The organism is Amycolatopsis sp. CA-128772, assembly GCF_002904295.1.
Lineage (GTDB): Bacteria > Actinomycetota > Actinomycetes > Mycobacteriales > Pseudonocardiaceae > Amycolatopsis.
The window spans coordinates 57,838-77,629 of record NZ_PPHG01000027.1; the positions used below are offsets into that span (position 1 = coordinate 57,838).

A 19,792-nucleotide genomic window follows, 5' to 3' on the forward strand; every position below is an offset into this window, starting at 1 on the left:
GTAGACACTCGTTCACGACGGCGGCGGTGCCTCACACGCCTGGTGAAGCACTGCTTCGTCAATGACGAAGGGACGAAGGCGTCGTTCGCCAACCCGGCGCTCCGGTGGGTCACCGGGTTGGTATGCGGCGCATGCGGCCGGCGAGTGCGGACTTGGGCTTGGACAGCGGACCGATAACCCGCTGCTCAGTCCGCCGCGGCAAGATCCATCCGCAGCACGCCAGTAGCGAGCCCGATAATCAGCGTCGTTTCCTGGACCGCCTGCATACTCACCGGCTGGGCGCCGAGTGGGATCGGGGCCCGCAGCGGCACCCCGGACAGTGCCGTAATGCGCAGCATGCCGTCCCTCGCGACGCTGGCCAGCGCCTCTTCTCCGTCGATCGTGACCACTGCGAGGGCGGTGATCTCGGCGGATTGGCCGCTGTGCCAATGCGCCACACTGTGACCCGCCCGCAGGTCCCATAGATCAACCCAGCCATCGTCGTCCACCGCCGCGATGGTCGCGTCGCCGCGGAGGGCAGCCGCGGCCCAGACCAGCCGTCTATCGTTGCTGGCCGAGGTGACCGGAGTCAGGTCGTCTAGATCCCACACCGTAACCACCCCTCTAAGCGTCACGCTGACCAGTCGCTGCAGACCGTCGACGTGCAGGATGGTCGAGAACTTCACCTGGGAGTCGAGATCACGCATCGTCTTCAGTGCCCGGCCTTTGGCCACGCTCCAAATCTTCAGGAGCCCGGCGTGGTCGCCGTCGCCCCCATCCCAGCCTCCGGTAACAACCAGCACCCGGTTACCACGCATCTCCCGCTGCCGAATCGACGTAATCCAGGTGGACGAGCCCATCCGAACCGGACTGCGGCGCAAGCGACCGGTGGCCACGTCGTGAAACTGCATTGTGTGGTCGTCGGACCCGGAGACCAGCGTGCAGCGCCCATCGATATCGACAAACTCCATAGCGGTGATCGGCCGGGTATGGGCGTGAATCGGCGGGCAGGCCAGACCGCCGGTCATCAGGTCGAGGATCCGGATGATTCCGGTCGCGGCCTGCCAGTAACCGGCCGTCGCGACGACCGGCCGACCGCCCACCACACCTACCGCAGTCACGCTGGTCAACTCCGAGGGCTGATCCGCGGCCGCCAGGCTGTTGAGTGAGAGGCTCCACAACCGGACGCTGTGGTCGCCACCACCAGAGACCGCGATGTGACGGTCTCCGATCTCCAGCGCGGACACCGTCGACGTCCAGAAGGGACGATCTCCCGGCAAGGCGCCGATCGCCGAGCCGTTGGATAGATCCCAGAGCTGGAGATACGACTCATAGCCACCCTGTGCCGTGATCGCGACATCGCGACCATCGAGCACCGTCGTGGTCAGGGCCTGGAGCCGACCGCTTTCGGGCGTGTCAGTCGCAGAGATTGACGACCTCCGGTTAACGTCCCACATGCTGAGCTGCCCTTCGTCCACAACAATCGCAATGAGACGACCGTCGATATGCCTGATGCGGATGGCGACGATGGCCGCCTGACCACGATTGAGCACGGCCGCCGTCAATCGGTCAGGGGCGAGGTCCCAAATCTCGACAATGCCCGACGACCCCCCGGTGACCGCTACCCACTTCCCGTCGATCTCGCAGACGTCGACGGCGGTCATCCATTGGCCGGCTGAGGACTCCGCCGACGCCAGCAATCGCTGTTGCGGGAGATCCCAGAACGCGATTGTGTCGGGCCCGTGCCGTCCTTCCCGCGACAGGCCGCCACCGCTGACGGATACCGCGAGGATCGCGCCGTCGCGGCGGAAGATGGCGACGTCGTTTACTGCAGTCTCGTGCCACTGCAAGGGTCCGCCGACGGGACGCCAGGTTTGCAGGTCCCAGACCCGGATGTCACGGTCCCAGGACCCGCTGACACCAAGCACCATGCCCTGATCCGCGGCCACGATCGACAAGACATTGACCGGCCCTTTGTGCGCATCGATCGGTGGGCCGAGCGCGATCCCGGTGAGCAGGTCCCACCCTTGGATCACGCCGTCGTGAGTGCCAGACAACGCGATGGGCGTGCCGTCCAGCGTGCCCGTGGCGACCGCCGTAACCCAGTTCTCGTGGCGACCAAGCGTCAGGCTCGTCGGCTCGGACCGGACCGCAGCCCACGGCACGGTGAAGGCCGGTCTGAGTCGGCCATTCATCAGCCGGTCAGCGAAACGCTCCTGACCGCCGGTGCGTGCGGCCAGCAGGAGGATCGCGGCTCGCTCCGCAGTTGTGCAGTCATGCAGCCAGGGCAGAACGTGGCGGTAGACCTGGGCCGCGCCAGGCCGCAGCCAATGCTGCGGCCCGAGAGCGGCTGCCAGCGACGGGGGGTCGGCGTGCACGAGAAACCCCACATCGTCGAGCAGCGGCCTGAGCGTATCGGCTGCGGCAGCATGACCGGGCAGGCATTTTCGCAGATAGGGATGGGCGATCGACCAGTCGGCTTGCATCTCGCCGTCGCGGGGGATGGCGGCCTGCAGCGCTTCGTACACGATGTGTCGCGCCTCGAACGGGCGGGGCTGATCTCGCTCACGCAACCGCTCCGCCAATGCCTCGTGGTACAGCCGGTAGTAGGTCGCCTCCTCATCGACGACGGTCTCGATGAGATAGTCGGCGTCGCCGGAGAGCAAGCCAGATACGTCGGCGGATGTGTACTCACGGCCAGGCATGGCCAGTGCAGTGGCCAGGCGAGGCCAGATGCCGGCATGGTCATGGGGTAGTCCCTCGCCCCGAGCGTACGCGAGCGGGCGCAGCAGATCTTCCAGCCGGTCCTGCTCGGCCAGTGTGCCGGCAGTGGCCAGATACTCGTCCATGGCCTGATCCACCGTCGCCGGAAAGGAGCCGCGCTGCCCATGGTCGCCCTGCACCGTGACGGAGCGGGTCACGAGCTGCGCGATCAGAAAGCTGGGATGGGCGCTGTCGGCGATCCGTGCGGCGAGCATGTCTAACTCAGGCGACTCCGTTGCGCCGCGGGCCAATAGCCGGCGGCGCACATATTCTGCGAGGTCGGCGTGGGCAAGATAGCGCTCGTCGTCGAGGTTAATGACCGTTGGGTCGCCGTCCGGCGGCGACACTCCCAGCGCCTGCAGGATTCGGTGGCGCGGCCCGCCTGGCCGGGTGCCGATGAGTAGCTGCACACCGATGTCGGCGGTCTCCGTCGCGACGCGACGGAGCGCCCTAGCCAGTCCGAGCGGCTCGGCGGACTCGTCGACCGCGTCTACAACGATCACGGCGCCAGCGGCGCGCGCCAAAAGCGCGTCAATGAGCTGATCTACGTCGTCGACGGAGTGCGTAACACCCGCTGCAATCTCGCCTATTACCGCCGTCGTCGTCTTGCGGCGCGCGTGGACTGCGACATCGATCACGCCGCAAGACAGCTCCTGAAGCGGATCATCGGCAGCGATCGGCGGCGAATTGACCCGACGGTATCCGGCATCAGACAGCGTCACCAGGCGGGCCAGCAGCCCGGACTTGCCCGAGCCGGGGCCGCCGGTAATGATCCGCACATTTGCCTGACCTGGCGGCGCGCTCGTCAGCCAACCGGACAACTCCACCAACGCCGCGCGCCGCCCCGTGAAAAACCAGCCCGGCCGGGCGGCGCGCTCTACACCGCGGGCGCGTGGATCCCAATGGGTGGAGAGCGTCAGATCATGCACCGAGCGCTCCGACGAACCGGTGACGCGGCCCGGCCCGACACGCTCGTGCAGACGCGTCCACCGCAGTGTTGCGATATCCGCCGGATCGAGCTCGATCCGGGGTTTGTGCCCAGCGGCATAGCGCGCACAGACTTGCACGAACGTATGCACGGTGGCCAGGCGCGGCCGACCCGGGCCGCTGAGCAGGGTCCCGATGGTCGACGTCGGCAACGTCAGGCCCGCCTGATCGGCGATTTCCTGGAGCCGCAGGTACGTCGGCCGGCCGATTCCCAGATGCAGCTCGCGCAGCGCGGAGCGCAACTCGTCCACGTCTCGATCATCCACTGCAGCAACCGCCAACTCCACGTCCGGTTTCCAGAGCCGTCCAGAACCAGACCGGCCTGGACGGCCCGGCCGGCAGAGTCTCCCTCGTCCGCAAGCCTGACAGCAAGCCCGAAGGAGACCCATGAAACGGCGCAGGAAAGATGATCACGCCGAGCGGCTACGAGCCGAACTGGCCAGGACCGCCATCACTCTCGTTCGCCTGGTGATCTACTGGATCACCATGCATACGATGTGACGTATGAACAGGCGGGAGCCTCCCAACGATCCCGCCTGTTACCTGTGCACGATCGGCGGCCCCGCAGGAGCCTCGACCACAACCCATTCGGACACTTTCAATACCCCACTGCACCATTAGGCACCTCCGACTCCGGATTCCGCGCCGAAGTCGAAGCCGAACAGGCCCTCACCCGCGGCGAAGCACTCCTGGCCATCGCCACCGAACACGACCATCCCGGCCTGACCGGACTGGCCGCCGCTGATGGCATGAGGCGCCTCGACACCATCGCCGCCGCTTTCGCCGGAACGGTCGTCACCGACCCTCGGCGGCTCGAGAGGATCCTTCGCCGCGCCGATCCCGCCGTCTACCCGGGCAAGTACGTCACCTGCGTCTTCAACCCCGACACCGCTCTGTGTCTCAGCAAACGCGCCACCGGCTCACGACCCGACCTGGCGGCATGCCGGCCGCTGGACTGCGCGAACGTCGCACTCGCCAGCGCCAACCACACCGCGCTACCCGACGAGCCTGGCCAACACGACTTTTCGCCGCAATTTCCCCGCAATCGTCGACGAAATCGGCCGCGCCCACGAAGACAATGGCACATCTGCCAGCAGTCAGCGCGGCACTACTTCGCTAAAACAACTCACCGAACAGAACACACGGCTGCGGCTGGCCAACCGCGAACTCACCGACCAGCTGGCACTCGCGATGGCCACTATGCAGCGCCTCAGCCTCGACAATCATCAGTTGCGCGTTGAACTCGAAGCGGCGAGTAACATCAGCCGCGTCAGCACCAGACCGCGCCGTCGGTAATGCGGCCGTGTTCACCCACATCTTCTGCGTCGACCTCGCCTCCATCGAGCAGGAAGCGACCCTCCGGTTCCTGCCATCAGCGAAAACAAGCCACGCGGACCTTGGTGACGATCATACGGAGTAAAAGATTAGGAGTGCCGTGCAACGGCCCGGTGTTGCGCTGCTCAGAGCGACACGCGACCAGTTCGAGTACCTACCGCGGCCACGCCGAAAGGCGTATGGGAGCCGCTGTAACCCGCACTCGATGCGCAGCATAACTGTCAACCACATCACGCCGAATAGCATATGAAAACACCATGTTGGCGCCGCGGCAGGCGATGCATTGCGAGATCGCCAAGCGCAGTCACGCCGAAGGGAGTATGGAACTGAACTGACGGATAACCCGGCTCTCCAGGCTGAAGAAGTACCGACCGCAGTCAGGGCGATGCGCATCTGGATAGCGAAGAAATCAGAGATTAGCCTGGGCACGCTTTTCGGTGGGCCCCGGCGGGTTCCCCTCCGGTCCACCCGCTCTCAGCTTCGCCTTCGGCTGCGCCGAGAAACAGGACTCCGCGAGCGACCGTCATTCCGGCGCGACCTTGCTATGCGGTTGCGACCTCGAGTACGTCACCGCGGGTCTGTCGCAGCGGCGACACTCGGTGGTACGTCGAGGCGAGGCCCCGGTACATCGCGAGGATCGGACGATCGACCAGGAGTGAAACATCCGGTGGTCTTGTGACGACTGGAGGGAGGTCTGTGTCGACACGGTTCGGGGAGGGTTCGTGGCTGTCGAGTTGGTGCTGTTCACTGTCGGTGGCGTGCAGCGCTTCCTGGCCGAGTCACGCAAGACGGTGGACATCGCGGGAGCGAGCCTCGTCTTCCGGCGGCTGGTGATCGCGGCAGCCTCTGAGGTCCAGGAGGCGTTGAGGACGCACACCGAACCGATCGGCCTGATCTTCCCGCCGGCCGCCGCACTAGCCGCGAACGAGGGGGTGACGAATAAGATCGCTTTCCTCGCGCCGGCCGGGCTGGGTGCGGAGCTGGCTCGACGGGCGCAGAAGGTCGCCGAAGAGACGTGGCGCGACCATGTGCGCGACGCCTACGCAGGCTCGCGGGGGGATGTTCCGGACACACCCGGGCTGCCGGACATTTCGTGGGTGTCCGTGCCCGGCGACGAGGGCGAGGACCACACGGCGTTGTGGGAACGTGCGCAAGCGGCGATGACCGCGCGGCGCCGGAGCCGGGTCTTCACCGCGCAAGCGTGGCAGCGCGTGCGGTTGTGCCAGCAGTCAGCGGCCGTCCCCGCCGCGCCGGCGCCGCGCACGTCCGCGCGTCGTGAACGTCGCGAGTTGTTGTCGGCCGCGGGCTGGACCAAACGTGCAGCCGGCAACCAGCAGTACCCTCCGGGCCGCCGCTTTCCCGCCACCACGGTGGTCGCGTCGGCCGCCTACCGGGCGCGTCTGCTGCACGCGGCCGCCGCGGACAGCACGGTCGCAGACCGGCTCCGTTCGCCGGTAGGGGTGCTGTCCGCGCTGGTCGACGACCGCCATGCACACGCGGCCGGAACCGAGGCACCACCCGGTCTGGAGCCGCTGACCGACCGGCTGGGAACGGCGGTCTACCCGGATCTGTGGACCGTAGCCGAGGGCCGGGACCTGCTTCCCGAGGACGCCGAGCCTGAGGCGGTGGCGCGCGGGGCCGCGGCGGCTCGCGACATCGCCGCCATCGCCCAGCAGGCCGGGGTGGCCGGGCTCAGCTCGTACTACGCGGTCGTGGTTCAGGATCTGGATCGCCTGGGCCTGCGAATGAGTGGGCTGGGGCTGGCTGCCCAGCGGTCGGCGTCGGCGACGCTGACGGAGCTGGGACGGGCGCAGCGCCGGCTCAGCGAGACTCGCGAGTATCTCGGGGTGCCGGTCTATGCCGGTGGTGACGACTTCTTCGCCTTCGTTCCGGCGGCGCACGCGCTCGAGCTGGCCGGCGCGCTGCGCCAGGAGGTGGACCGGCAGCTGGCCGGGACACCGTTGGCGGGGGCGACGGCGTCGACGGCGGTGGTGTTCGCCCACTTCGGTGCGCCGTTGCAGCAGGTGGTGTCCACGGCCCAGGAGGCGCTCGCGGCGGCCAAGGACGCCCCGGGCGCGGACGGGCGGGACCGGGACGCGGTGACGGTGGTGGCGGTGCGCCGCGGCGGCGAGCGGGCCCGTACGGTGCTGCCCTGGACCGTGGCCGGCAGGAGTGCGGTGGAGCTGTTGCGGGCGGTGGCGCCGGACGCGGCCGCCGGGGCCTTGTCGGCCGCGCTGGCGTCGAGTGTGGAACGCGACGCCGCGGAGCTGGATGCGTTGAGCCAGCGGGGTTTCCGTGACGTGGCCGAAGACGAGATGCGGCGCCGGGTCGCCCGGCAGGGCGGCGGCCCGGCGGTGGCGGCCGCGTCCACCGCGCTGGGAGCGGCCGAGCGGGCCGAGGGCCCGCAGCACGCGTTCCGCCCGGCCCGGGCCATGCTGGTGGCGCGGTTCCTCGCCCAGGAGTGCCGATGACCGCGGCCGGGCAGATCGCCCGGACGTGGCTGTCGGTGGAGCCGCTGGACAGCCTAATGGTGCGCGACGGCCGGCGGTTCGCCGCGGGTGACGCGTCGGTGGCGGCGGGGGTGGCGCCGGCGCCGAGCACGTTCGGCGGCGTCGTCACATGCGTCTACGGCGGCGAGGTGGACCGGATCGTCGGTCCGGTCGCGCACCTGTACGACACGCCGATGTTCCCGATGCCGGTCGACCTGGTCGAAACCGGCGACCTCGCGCGCGGACGCCGGTTGTCCCGGTTGCCGCTGCTGCCGCGTCCGGAGCACGAGATCAGTGACCTTGACCCGGATCCCGCCGAGCAGGGCGCGCCGCCGCGGCTGAGCCACGCCCTGGCCGGTGAGGGTGATCCGGTCAGTGGCTGGTTGTCGGGTGAGGGAATGGCCGCGTGGCTGAGCCTCGACGCGCTGCCCCCGGGGGAGATCGACACCGAGGCGTGGGCCCGGTGGGCCGAGGCCGCGTTGTGGCACCCGGAACCGCATGTCGGGATCGCGCGGGATGCCGCGTCGGGCCGGGTGCTGGACGGGATGTTCTACCGGGCCGGGCATCTGCGCCCGGTCGAGGGGCTGCGGTTCGTTCTCGGCTGCGACCACCGCACCCCGCCCCGCGACATCGCCGCGACGGTGCTGCCGCTGGGTGGACGGTCCCGGATGGCGTCGGTGACGCCGGCGACGGCGGCGGCGGCTCCATTTCCCACGGCACCGGAGGACTTTCCGGGCGGCCGGCTGGTGGTGTACCTGGCGACCCCGGCTCTGGTTCCGCAGGTGCGGTGGGTCCCGCCCGGCACGTCGGCGCGGCTGTGCGGGCTGGCGGTGGCCGGATCGCAGGCGGTGGCCACGGCCTCGCCGGAGGATCCGGGGACGACCAGCCGGCTGATGTGGGCGGTGCCCGCGGGCAGCCTGTACTACCTGCGCTTCGACTCCGCGAGCGAGGCGAAGGACTGGGCGGACCGGTTTCACGGCGGGTTGCTGCCGGGGCTGCCGAGGTCGGAAAACCCGATTGTGACCGCCGGATTCGGGACGTGCCTGACAGGGAGATGGTGATGGCCCAACGCATACTGGTCCTGCTCGCGGAGACCCCGGTGCACGCCGGCGGCGGTGAGGCGACGGGAATCGTGGATCTGCCGATCCAGCGTGAGGCCGCCACCCGGCTGCCGATCATCTGGGGCCAGAGCCTCAAGGGCGCGCTGCGCGACACCCTGCGTTCCCAGCTCGATCCCGGCGAGGACATCCGGATCTTCGGCTCCCCGGTGGCCGCCGGTTCCGATGGCGCCGGTGACCGGGCCACCACGCGGGGCGGGGTTGCGTTCGGGGATGCCCGGCTGCTGTTGTTGCCCGTTCCCACGCTGGTGCGGACGTTCGCGTGGGTCACCGCACCACTGCTGCTGTCCCGGCTGGGTCGCATCGCCACGGTCCTGTCCGGCACCAGCACCGGGTGGGCCCTCACCACGCCACCGGGTTCCACGGCCATCGCGGGCGAGACGTGGAGCGGCCAGCAGGCGCTCGGCTCGCTGGTGCAGACCGTCCGCCCGGACCGTGCGCTGGCGGGTATCGCCGCCGATCTCGCCGAGCTGGTGTTCCCCGCCGGGGCCGCGTTCGATCACGCCCGCGCCAAGCTGCGGGAGGACGTGCTGGTGGTGGACGACGGTGTGCTGGCCGAGCTGAGCGAAACCGGCACCGACATCGTCGCCCGGGTGCAGCTCAACGCGGCCAAAACCGTCGAGAACGGGCCGTTCTACTCCGAGCACCTGCCGTGTGACACCGCACTGGCCGCGCTGCTCTCGGGTGAGGACGAGCTGCTGGCCCGGCTGGGTGAGCTGCTCGACGGCACCACCGTGCGGGTCGGCGGGGACGAGACCATCGGCAAAGGCCTCATGTGGTGCCGGGTCCACGACGCGGCCACACTGCCCCGGCGCTCCGCCGCCGCGGCGCACCTGCCGGCGGCGCCGGCGCCCGTGCCGGCTACTCCTGCTGCCGCGACGACGCCCGAGCCGGCGCGGCGGCCCGGGGGTGCCGGGCCGAGCCCGGCCTCGATTCCCCGGCGGGGGACGCGGTGACCGGCATGCGGCTGGACCGCGACCTCGCCGTGGCCGCTGCCCGCGCCCTGCCCGAGACCGTCGACAAGGACTACCTCACGGTGATCCGGGCGGTTCCGGTCATGCTGCACAGCAGCGGCCTGGCCGCGGCCGCCGCCTACCTGCTTTCCCGCGTCCGCCCCACCGGCGACGGCGGCCCGGACCGCTACGCGCGCGTGGCCCAGGCGTTGCTGGAGGACGCGGCCCGCTTCGTCGGGATCCCCGTCTCCGGCCCGCCGCTGCCCATCCTGGATGCCCTGTGCGTCGACGAAGCCGGGTATCGCCTCGCCGAACGCCGCGCCCGCAGCTTCGCGGTGTGGCTGGCCCGCCTGGCCGCCGCCCGCCACCACGCCGCCGGGGCACGGACATGACCCCGCGGCCGCTCACCTACGGGTCCCTGCGTGATCTGGTCACCGCGGGGGAGAAGATCCGGCAGCTGGAGACGCAGCCGAACGGGTATCTGCTGTGGTCGCGCCTGTGGTGCGGGCTTGGCGAGAACGGAACGGTCGCCGACGACACCGGCCGGCAGCTGCAGCACCTGGAGGCGGTCGCGGCGGCGGCTCGGGCGGTGCCGGCGGGGCTGCTCGAGTCGGCGGCGGCGCGGCGCCGGGCGGCCGGGGCCGCGCTGGCCGCGCGTGATCCGGAACTGGTCAGCGTCGAGGTGAAGCTGGTGCCGCAGTGGCGGGTGGTGGTCGGGCACGGGGAAAACACCGTTCACGAGACCGGCCTGAGCTGGTCACCGACCTATGGGGTGCCGATGTGGCCGGGGTCCGGGCTGAAAGGCGCGGCCGCGGCGCAGGTTCCGCGGCGCTGGCCGGACCGGCCCGGCCTGGTGGAGCAGCTGTTCGGCGGCCCGCGCCCCGGCCGGCCCGGCGACGCGACGCAGGGCGCGGTGACGGTGCTGGACGCGCTCCCGGCCGGGTCGCCGCACGTGGTGGTCGACGTGCTCACCCCGCACGCCGGCGGCTACTACCGCGAGGTGAACTCCGGCGCCGAGGTGGTCACACCACCGGCGGAGTACCACAACCCGGTGCCGGTGCACTTCCTCGCCGTCGAACGCACCCCCTTCCACACGATGCTGATCGGCCGCACGACGGCCGTGCAGGCGACGGTGGCGCTGCTGACGGAAGCGGCAGAGGACTGGGGGATCGGCGCGAAAACCGCCGCCGGGTACGGCTACTGCACCGTGACCGTCGTGGAGCCGTCATGACGGGGCTCTTGCACGTGGTGCCCGTCGGCACGTCCCTGCTCAAGCACCTGGCCGCCGACCGGCGCGTCTCCGTGCCTTTGCGCAACGCTCTCGCCGGCGGGGCGCCGCTGCGCGGGCTGCTGCGCCAGGCTGACCGCGGCGACGGCCGGCTGATGCTCGAGCCGCTGCTGCACGCGGATCCCGGCCAGGCCGCCGCGGTGACCGCGCAGCTGCAGCAGCTCACGCCGGACCACAGCGCCGAGCTGACCGCCCTGGACGCCCACGACCGGACCCGGACCGAGCCCGCCGGCCCGGGCAGGGACTCGATCGTGCTGGTCGCCACCGACACCGACGACGGGCTGCGCGCCGCGGCGCTGCTGGCCCACCTGCTCGCCGCCCGCACCGGCAGCCTGCCCCGCTACGCCGACGACCCGGTCGCCGCCCCGGCCGGGGTCACGGTGGCGGCCGGGCAGGTGCTGCTGGTCCGGATTCCCGGCCTCGACCTCGACGTCGGCGGTGCCCCGGACAGCCGGACCTGGCTGTCGGTCGGGGAGGTCGGCCGCGCCGTCGCCCTCGACCTCTGCGACACCCGCGCCGAGAGCCGGGCGATCTTCCACCTGACCGGTGGCTACAAAGCGCTGCTGCCGTACTTGCTGCTGACCGCCGACGCCGTGGCCACCGTCATCCGGTGCCGCCTCGGCCCGGGCACCCGCGTCACTGCCCAGGTGCTGCACGAAACCAGCGAACAGCCGGTCCGGCTGCCGGTGCGCTGGCTCACCGGCACCCTCCTGGAACGGGCCCAGGATCTGTCCCGCGCGGCCGGTACCCGCGACCACCTAATCGTCGACGACCTGCACGACTTCCGCGGCACCTATCTGCGGGACGAGCCGTTCACCGGACGCCGGGACTGACCGAAGCCGGGCTGATCCTCGCCCGGACCCTGTGGGCGCTGGAAGTACCGCGATGACCGACCGGATCGCCCGCTACTGGGACACGGTCCTGCCGACCGGCACCTCGCCGCTGCCGCGGCTGCCGCTGCCTGCGGTCACCGACCGGGTCGACCCGGTCGTGCTGGCCGGGCTCCTCGCCGACCCGCGCTGCCTGGACGGATTCGACGCCGCGAGCGGGCGGCGCCGCACCGACCTGCTGGCCGCGCTGGCGGTGTGGCTGGAGCACCTGCCCAAGCATCTGGTCCCCGAGCCGCTGCGGTCCCGCGCCGCGCGGCTGCGGTTTGTGGTCTGGAGCCTGCCGTTCCGGCTGCGCACCCTCGGCGAGGACACCGACGTCCTGCCCGAGCGCGTCGACGCCCCGGCGACCCGGCCCGGTGAGCAGCAGCCGCCACCTCAGGTGCTGCAGGTGGATCAGGCCGTGCTCGTCCTGGCCCGGACCGCGCGCGAGGAGTGGCTGAGCCACCTGCGGGCCTGGCAGGACGACCCGTGGCTCTCGGCCGTGCACCACATCGACCCGGTGCGGTTCGAACGGGAACTGCGCTGGGTCACCCATGCCTGGCCCGAGGACACCGCCGCGGCCGAGGTGCGGGGGCGGCGCCTGGCGCTGGTGGCCCGCCGGGCCGGGGACACCGAACGCCGCGACGATCAGGACCGGATCGCTGCCGAGGTCACCGAAAACCACTGGCTTCCCCGGGCGGCACTGGAAGACGGAGCCCGCGCGTTCGGCACCGGCGCCCGGCGCGGCGCAGCAGCGTTCGGGTCCCTGGCGCTGGCGCCGCTGCTGCTCTACGCGGCCCAGGCCGGGCAGCTCGCCCGCTGGGTCGCGCTGGCGCAGCTCGTGGCCGGGATGGTGGCCGTCATCGTGGCCAGGCCACGCCGGGACGCGGTGCTGCTGCTGCGGCTCCCCGCGGCCTCGGCCGCCGGGGCGCTGGTGCTGCTGAGCTTCACCCCGCGCTGGTGGCTGGATCCCGATGCCTGGCGCGTCGGCCTCGGCCTGCTCGTCGTGTCGATGCTCTACCTGATCATCGAGACCCGCCTGCACGGCGTCGCGGTCTGGGCGGCGGTGCGCCGCGGCTCGGTGGTCGGCCTGATCGGCGCCGGCTACGCGATGACCTTGAGCATTCTCATCCTCGGTTTCGCCGCACCGAGCGTCGCCGAGGACGGGCAGTGCCTGCTCGGCTGGTGGCTCCACCCGGCCTACACCGCCCACACCTACCCACCCGCCCACGCGAGCGCCTGCGCCGACGCGCTGAACGCCGGCGCGGCGGCCGCGCCGGCCGGGTTCGTGCTGCTGCTCACCGGATGGTCGCTGGCTGTGGGGCTGGCCGCGCAGGTGCTGTGGGACGACCGGCCCGTCACCGCGCCCCTGGGCCGGGTCAAACGCACCCGAGGAGGCACCCCATGACCGTGTGGACCACGTTCACCCTCCGCGTCGACACCCCGCTGTTCAGCGGCGACACCACCGGACCCGACGCAGGGACGATCATCCGGCCACCGTCGATCCGTGGCGTGCTGCGCTACTGGTACCGCGCCCTCGCCGCCGGGCGCACGGTCCGCGGCGTCGATGACCTGCCACAGCTCGCGGCCGGCGAGGCCGAGGTGTTCGGCAGCACCGCCACCCCGTCCCCGGCCCGGCTGCGTGTCACCCCACCCGCCAGACCCGCCGAGAACGCCGACACCCTTCCCGCCTGGGCCCGCCGCAGCGAAAACGGATTCGCCGGCGCCCGGTATCTGCTCGGGCAGGGACTGTGCACCGGCGGGCGAAATCCCGCCCTGCGCCGTCCGCATCTGCCCGTCGGCACCACCTTCGACCTGAACGTCGCCCTACCGAAAGACCCTTGCATCAGCCAGCGGTTCATGCTCGCCTTGTGGGCCTGGCTGACCTACGGCGGGCTCGGCGCCCGTACCCGCCGCGGATTCGGCCGCCTGTCCTGCACCGCGATCAGCAATCCACCACCGAGCTGGAGCACCGCGCTGCTGCACCCCACCGGCACCCCCGGTGCACTGCTGGCCCGATGGCACACCATCATCCCACCCGAAATCGCCCAGGCCACCGCGGCGGCCTTCCCCGAAAAGCCGGACCTGGACGAGAATCGCTGGCAGTCCCGCGGCGGCCTCAGCCCGTTCCCGGTGCTGTCAGGCGAAACCTGGTCCGCCAACGCCCTCGACCTCCAGCCCCGGCCACTCCCGGACGCGCTGCACCGCACCGGCGCCGCTTGGCGCATCTTCCGCAACGCCGCCGCCACCGCCACCGCTACACCGCAGCGACACCGGAATGGGGCACCACCATCCTCGGACCAGACAACAGCTACCCGGCCGCTGCCCTCGGCCTCCCGGTCAACTACTACCGCCCGAAAGACCGCCTCAAAGCCTCCGTCAACCTCCACCTCGACAACCAGGCCGCACGCCGCGCATCCCCGGTCTGGCTCACCCCCGTCCGGCTCGGCGACACCGACCAGTACGCCGTGTTCACCCACATCTTCTACGCCGACCTCGCCCCCACCGAGCAGGACGCGGCCCTCCGGCTCGACGGAGGACCGGCACCTCGCCCCCTGACCCTGCCTGCCACCGCCACCGCGACCGCGATCTGGGACGCGTGGCTCGACGGCGACCCCCGCCGATGAGACACGCTCATCGGCTCAAGGTTGCTCGTGCGGCGGAGGAGACCTACGTGACTATGCCGAACGGGCGATGGGCCCGTGAAGATCCACAAGCCATATCGCGTGCACGTCTCCCACGTGCGAAAACAGGCCATGCGAGCCCTGGTGACGATCATGCGGAACGGGAAATCGGAACTGCCGTGCAGCACCCGAGTATTTGCGCTGATTAGAGCCACCCTCAACCAGGTAGAGTGCCGACCACAGTCACGCCGAAGGGCGTATAGAAACAAGATGGAGCAGATGATCAGACGGCCACGGCCAGCTTCTGCTGGCGTGTCGGCCGCAGTCACGCCGAAGGGCGTATAGAAACCACGGCAGTCACGACCAGCCGGCGGAAAAATCGCACTCGTGCCGACCACAGTCACGCCGAAGGGCGTATAGAAACGCCATGACTCCCTTGTCCCGGAACTTGAAGGGCTTGTGCCGACCACAGTCACGCCGAAAGCGTATAGAGAATCGGAGCCGGTGTTCGTGCCGATGTCCGTGCCGACCACAGTCACGCCGAAGGGCGTATAGAAACAGCTGAAAGTGCATGTAGTCGAAGATCGTGTTGCGGTGCCGACCATAGTCACGCCGAAGGGCGTATAGAAACCATTCCGGCTGGCCGTCCGGGAAGTTCCCGAAGAACCCGTAGCGCTGATCACAGTCCAACGCCGAAGGGCGTATGAAACGCGGTGTTCGGACGAGGCCGGTGGATCGTGCAGGGGTTGTCGGGCAGCGAGTGTCGGCGTTTTCGGGTAACGATTCGATGGCGGGTTGGGTGGTGGTGAACCTGGGGCGGGTCGCTGCCGACTTCAGCGGTGTTCGCGTGACGTGGCCTGGCGCGTTCGGTGGTCGGGAGTGGAGGTGGTGATGCCGAGTTTGTGGGAGATGCCGGTTCCCGGGGGTGTGCTTGATCGGCGCCGGTTGCACGGGTTGCTGGCGTCGTGGCTGGACTCCGACCATCGGGCTGACCGGAAGGCGTGGTCGTGGAAGGCGACGACTACGGGGATCGAGATCGGTGTGCTCGACGACAAAGTGGTGGAGCGGTTGCTGGCGGGGGCTGGCCGGCGGGTGCGGCAGGTCGCTGCCGTGGCGTGGTCGGAGGTGGCGGCCGGTCCCGGGCGTGCGTGGGCTGTGGAATTCGTGAGCCCGGTGACGTTCCGCCGGGGCAACCGTTTGCTGCCGTGGCCGTCCCCGTCGGCGGTGCTGGGCAGCCTGCGCGCTGATTGGCGGCGGTTCGCCGCGCCGCATGCCGGCGACCTGGAGGTGGATCTTGCCTTGGATCCGGTGGTGGTCACGGACGTGAGGGGGGCGAGCGAGGTGGAACGGTTCGTGCTGCACGAGCGTCCGGACGCGTCCGGGAAGCGGGTTCCGGTCCAGGTGACGGTGGGTGGCTTTCGCGGGCGGGTGACGTACGCGGTCGAGGATCCCGGGCTTCGGGACGCGGTGGGGAAGTTGCTGGCGATCGCGCCTTACGCCGGTGTGGGCGCGCACACGACGAGAGGTTTCGGGGGCGTCCGGGTCCGGCCTGGGCGGTGAACGTGAGCGCGCTGATGGAGCGGGTCGCGGCGCCCTCGGCGCTGGCGCGGCCTGGGCGGATGTGCTGCTCGCCGACGCGCGGGACGAGGTGCTCTCGGCGGGTGTGCGGCGATTCCAGGACGGCGCAGAGAACCGGCTGGCCGAGCTGTCGGCCCAGCTGCTCGGCGGTGGCTACGAGCCGGGCGTGCTGACCGAGGTCGTGATCAACGATGCGGACGGCGGCGAGCGGGTGTTGCGGATTCCCGCGGTGCGGGACCGGGTGGTGGAACGGTCGATCCTCGGCGTGCTTGGCCCGGTGATCGACGTGCTGCTCGGGCCGGGCAGCTTCGCCTACCGGCCGGGGCTGGGCGTCGGCGACGCGGTTCGCGAAGTCGCTCGGCTGTGTGAGGAGGGCTTCGCGTGGGTGCTGCGGACCGATGTGCACGACTGCTTCCCCTCGATACCGCTGGAGAGGCTGTCGCGGAGCCTGTCGGCGCTGATCGCTGATGCCGAGTTGGTGGCCGTTGTCCGGTTGTTGCTTGCGCGAGGAGCACGGCGTCCCGGGCAGCGCGACCTTCTCGCGCCGAAGGGCTGGGCGCAGGGGTCGCCGTTGTCGCCGGTGCTGGCGAACTGGGTGCTGGAGCCGATCGACGAGCGGGTTCGCCGCGCCGGGTTTCCGGTCGTGCGCTACGGCGACGATTTCTGTGTGGTGACGCGGTCCCGGGACGAGGCGTGGGAGGCAGCGGGGGTGGTCCACGCGGCGGTGGAGGAGGCTGGGATGACGCTGGGGGCGGACAAGACCGAGGTGATGTCCTTCGCCGACGGCTTCACGTTTTTGGGCGAGGACTTCGGTTCCCGGTATTCGCCGGTCCTCGAGCGTGGCACGGCGGCTCCGCAGCACCGGACGGTGTTTCTGGGGGTGCAGGGCGCGGGGTGCGGGTCGAGGACGGGCGGCTCGTCGTCGCCAAGAATGAGGAGCGTCTGCTTGACGTGCCGATCGGGCTGGTGGTAAGGATTGTGTGTTTCGGCGCGGTCGGGGTGAGCGCGGGCCTGCGAAATTGGGCATTGTCGGCCGGGATCGAGCTGGTGTTCTGTTCCCGCCGCGGGCGTTATCTCGGGCAGACGATCTGCGGGCCCGCGGTGCGTGCGTCCCGGCTTCGGCGGCAGCTGCACACGGCGCAGGACCCGGCCCGGTCGCTGCCCGCGGCGCGGGTCATGGTGGCGGCGAAGCTGCGCAAGCAGGCCGTGCTGCTGCGCCGGACCATGCGCGGGAATCGGCCGAGAAGCTGGGTGCGGCGGTCAGCGCCATCGACAGCTACCTGGCGATGCTGCCGGAGGCGACCGGCAGAGACGAGCTGATGGGGCTGGAGGGCGCGGCCGCGCGAGCCTACTTCCAGTCCTGGTGGACCTTCCTGCCCGGCGAGCTCGGCTTCACCGGCCGCAACCGGCGCCCGCCACGGGATGTGGTCAACGCGGCGCTGTCGTTCGGCTACGCGGTGCTGGTTTCGGAGACGACCTTGGCGCTGGTGGCCGCGGCTTGGAACCGTCCGTCGGCCTCCTGCACGCCGAGGACGGTGACCGCCCCAGTCTCGCGTTGGACTTGGCGGAGGAGTTCCGGCCGCTGGTCGTCGACCAGCTCGTGCTCGAGGCCTTCCGCCGGCGTCGGCTGGTCGTCGACCACGGGCGCCGCGACAGCGAGCGTGAGGGTGTGCTGCTGACCAAGGCGGGCCGCCAGGCCGTGCTCGACGGCTACGAACGCCGGATGCTGCACACCACCACAGGAGCACTGCCGGATTTCGCCGGAAGCCTGCGCCGGCACCTCTATCGTCAGGCGCAGCACATCGCCGGATACGTCGAGGGCACCGTGGCCGAGCTGAGGGGACTGTCATGGCGCTGACAACGCTGGTCTGCTATGACATCTCCCGGGACGCGGTGCGTGCCCGGGTCGCGGGCTACCTGCAGCACTGGGGCGACCGCATCCAGCGCAGCGTGTTCGTCTGCTCCATCGACACCGCCGACCTCCCCGATTTCCGGGAGCGGCTCGCCGGAATGATCAACCCCAGCACCGACGCGGTGCACCTGGTGCCCCTGTGTGCCACGTGCTGGTCGAAAACCGTCGTACTTGGCCAAGCCGACCTCGAACCCGACCGTCCGTACTGGATCGCGCTATGACCCGCCTTAGCCCGAAGGGGGGAAGGTCAACTGAAGATCGACATTATGTCTCGCGTGCACGCCCCGGACCAGCGCAAACGGCACCAACACCGCCCGATGCCGATCTTCTTGGGGCCGCGCACAGCGGTGCCGTGCACGGCACCGCCGTTCGAGCTGGTCAGAGGCGTGTCCTACCGGGTAGGGTGCCAGCTCTACTCACGCCGAAGGGCGTATAGAAACGCCGATCAGGGGCTTGCTTGCACTCAGTTGGAGTGCCAGCTCTGCTCACGCCGAAAAGCGTATAGAAACAGCACCCCGCAGTTCCACCGGACCTTGCCCATGCTGCGGTACCAGCTCTACTCACGCCGAAGGGCGTATAGAAACGCGCAAGCGGCGCAGCCCATGTGGTCGGCCAAAATGATCGGTGCCAGCTCTACTCACGCCGAAGGGCGTATAGAAACCATCGTTCGGCAGGTGGTGGATGGGTCATCACGCCGCAATGTGGTCAACGGTCACAGCCCAACCGGGTCCACAAGCAGAGGGTGGTGTGGAGCCGGTAGCGGTGGCTGTACATCTGGATCATGCCGTAGTGGGTGAGGTAGTGGCTGCGCAGGCACAGCACCGGGCTGCTGCGCGCGCGGCGAACGGGCAGGAGGTCACCGAATTCGCCACGGTCGCCGGAGCGCGGGCCACCCACGAGAGGTTGGCTGGTCATCGCGGCGGCTACCGGAAGTCTCGGGACGGGCCCGTGGTCATGGCCAGGTCGAGATGTTCCAGCCGGTCGGCGACCAGGGTGACCACGCCCTCGCCGGCCTGCACTTGGCCTCGTATGAGCAGTGCAGCGCTGGTGCGGGCGACGAGCCGCTGCCGTTGCCAGAGGCCCGGCGACACCAGGACGTTGGCCATGCCGGTCTCGTCTTCGAGGTTGAGGAACGTGATCCCGCCTGCGGTCGCGGGCCGCTGGCGGTGGGTGACCGCGCCGCCGACCCACACCCGCGTCCCGTCCTCGGTCCGCATGAGTTCGGCGACGGTGATCGCGCCGCGCGCGGTGAGCAGCTCCCGCAGGTACTCGACGGGGTGGCTGTCCGGGGACACGCTCGTGGCCCACAGGTCCGCGGCGGTCACCTCCAGCCGCGTCATGCCCGGCAGCGCGGGTGCGTCGAGCCCGGGGGCGAGGCCGGGCAGGTGCCCGGGGCGGGTGGCCGCGGCGGCGCCGGCGGCCCACAGGTCCTGGCGCCGGTCGCCGCCGAACCCGGCGAATGGCCCCGGCAGTGGCCAGCGCTTCAGCGGCGTTCTTCTTCAGCTGCACCCGGCCGGTGAGGTCGCCGATGGTCGTGTACGGGCCGTTCGCGTCTCGCTCGGCGACGATTGCCTCGGCCACCGCCTCGCCGAGGTAGCGGATGCCGGCGAGGCCGAGCCGCAGCGCGACCCCGCCGGTGCTTCCTGGATCGGGTTCGAGGGTGGCGTGGACGAGGCTGGTGTTGATGTCCGGCTCGCGGACGTGCACGCCGTGCCGGCGGGCGTCGGCAACCAGCGACTGCGGGCTGTAGAAGCCCATCGGCTGCGCCCGCAGCAGCCCGGCGCAGAACGCCGCCGGGTAGTAGCGCTTGAACCACGCCGACGCGTAGACGAGCAGCGCGAAGGACATCGAGTGCGCTTCGGGGAAGCCGTAGCCGGAGAAGGCGTGGATCTGCTCG

14 protein-coding genes and 2 pseudogenes are annotated in these 19,792 nt (G+C 70.4%); 12 read left to right on the top strand and 4 right to left on the bottom strand.

The annotated features are described in order from the left end of the window. Positions 1 to 185: 185 nt before the first annotated feature. Positions 186 to 3,980, bottom strand: a complete 3,795-nt coding sequence (locus C2L59_RS12555; protein ID WP_146060337.1) for a hypothetical protein — start codon at positions 3,978 to 3,980, stop codon at positions 186 to 188. A gap of 865 nt (positions 3,981 to 4,845) precedes the next feature. Continuing rightward, the gene (locus C2L59_RS47430) at positions 4,846 to 5,040 is read right to left on the bottom strand and encodes a hypothetical protein (protein WP_158263055.1); all 195 of its coding nucleotides are present in this window, start codon (positions 5,038 to 5,040) and stop codon (positions 4,846 to 4,848) included. A gap of 746 nt (positions 5,041 to 5,786) precedes the next feature. Here C2L59_RS47430 and C2L59_RS12565 point away from each other — a divergent pair. The 12 genes and pseudogenes from C2L59_RS12565 to cas2 all read left to right on the top strand — a co-directional run bounded on the left by C2L59_RS12565 (position 5,787) and on the right by cas2 (position 18,116). Next, positions 5,787 to 7,535 (top strand): type III-B CRISPR-associated protein Cas10/Cmr2, encoded by a 1,749-nt coding sequence (locus C2L59_RS12565; protein WP_103349704.1) that lies wholly within the window; start codon positions 5,787 to 5,789, stop codon positions 7,533 to 7,535. Then, a complete protein-coding gene (locus C2L59_RS12570; protein WP_103349705.1) occupies positions 7,532 to 8,614 on the top strand; it encodes a type III-B CRISPR module-associated Cmr3 family protein in 1,083 nt (360 codons plus the stop codon). Before C2L59_RS12565 ends, C2L59_RS12570 begins: the two co-directional genes overlap by 4 nt. After that, on the top strand, positions 8,614 to 9,627 hold the full coding sequence (gene cmr4 / locus C2L59_RS12575) for a type III-B CRISPR module RAMP protein Cmr4 (protein ID WP_158263056.1): 1,014 nt from the start codon (positions 8,614 to 8,616) through the stop codon (positions 9,625 to 9,627). The genes C2L59_RS12570 and cmr4 overlap by 1 nt, the downstream gene beginning before the upstream one ends. A 5-nt stretch (positions 9,628 to 9,632) precedes the next feature. After that, positions 9,633 to 10,016, top strand: coding sequence for a type III-B CRISPR module-associated protein Cmr5 (locus C2L59_RS12580; RefSeq protein WP_146060339.1), 384 nt, complete (start codon positions 9,633 to 9,635; stop codon positions 10,014 to 10,016). Next, on the top strand, positions 10,013 to 10,855 hold the full coding sequence (cmr6, locus tag C2L59_RS12585) for a type III-B CRISPR module RAMP protein Cmr6 (protein WP_103349708.1): 843 nt from the start codon (positions 10,013 to 10,015) through the stop codon (positions 10,853 to 10,855). The genes C2L59_RS12580 and cmr6 overlap by 4 nt, the downstream gene beginning before the upstream one ends. After that, positions 10,852 to 11,745, top strand: a complete 894-nt coding sequence (locus C2L59_RS12590) for a hypothetical protein (protein ID WP_103349709.1) — start codon at positions 10,852 to 10,854, stop codon at positions 11,743 to 11,745. Before cmr6 ends, C2L59_RS12590 begins: the two co-directional genes overlap by 4 nt. Before the next feature lie 52 nt (positions 11,746 to 11,797). Continuing rightward, positions 11,798 to 13,189 carry a hypothetical protein gene (locus tag C2L59_RS12595; protein WP_103349710.1) on the top strand — a complete coding sequence of 464 codons (1,392 nt, stop codon included), beginning with the start codon at positions 11,798 to 11,800 and terminating at the stop codon, positions 13,187 to 13,189. After that, complete coding sequence (gene cmr1 / locus C2L59_RS12600) at positions 13,186 to 14,340, top strand: type III-B CRISPR module RAMP protein Cmr1 (protein ID WP_158263057.1); 1,155 nt, start codon at positions 13,186 to 13,188, stop codon at positions 14,338 to 14,340. Before C2L59_RS12595 ends, cmr1 begins: the two co-directional genes overlap by 4 nt. A gap of 944 nt (positions 14,341 to 15,284) precedes the next feature. After that, positions 15,285 to 15,965, top strand: coding sequence for a CRISPR system precrRNA processing endoribonuclease RAMP protein Cas6 (gene cas6 / locus C2L59_RS12605; protein ID WP_103349712.1), 681 nt, complete (start codon positions 15,285 to 15,287; stop codon positions 15,963 to 15,965). 61 nt (positions 15,966 to 16,026) lie between these two features. Continuing rightward, positions 16,027 to 16,956 carry a reverse transcriptase domain-containing protein gene (locus tag C2L59_RS12610; protein WP_158263058.1) on the top strand — a complete coding sequence of 310 codons (930 nt, stop codon included), beginning with the start codon at positions 16,027 to 16,029 and terminating at the stop codon, positions 16,954 to 16,956. Further along, positions 16,878 to 17,841: pseudogene (gene cas1 / locus C2L59_RS47020) on the top strand (CRISPR-associated endonuclease Cas1). Before C2L59_RS12610 ends, cas1 begins: the two are co-directional and overlap by 79 nt. After that, entirely contained in the window at positions 17,832 to 18,116 is a 285-nt protein-coding gene (cas2, locus tag C2L59_RS12630; RefSeq protein WP_103349715.1) for a CRISPR-associated endonuclease Cas2, read from the top strand. Before cas1 ends, cas2 begins: the two are co-directional and overlap by 10 nt. A 484-nt stretch (positions 18,117 to 18,600) precedes the next feature. Here cas2 and C2L59_RS12635 read toward each other — a convergent pair whose 3' ends face one another. Next, entirely contained in the window at positions 18,601 to 18,810 is a 210-nt protein-coding gene (locus C2L59_RS12635; RefSeq protein WP_103349716.1) for a hypothetical protein, read from the bottom strand. 8 nt (positions 18,811 to 18,818) lie between these two features. Continuing rightward, positions 18,819 to 19,792, bottom strand: a pseudogene (locus C2L59_RS12640) (OB-fold nucleic acid binding domain-containing protein); the annotation flags it as partial.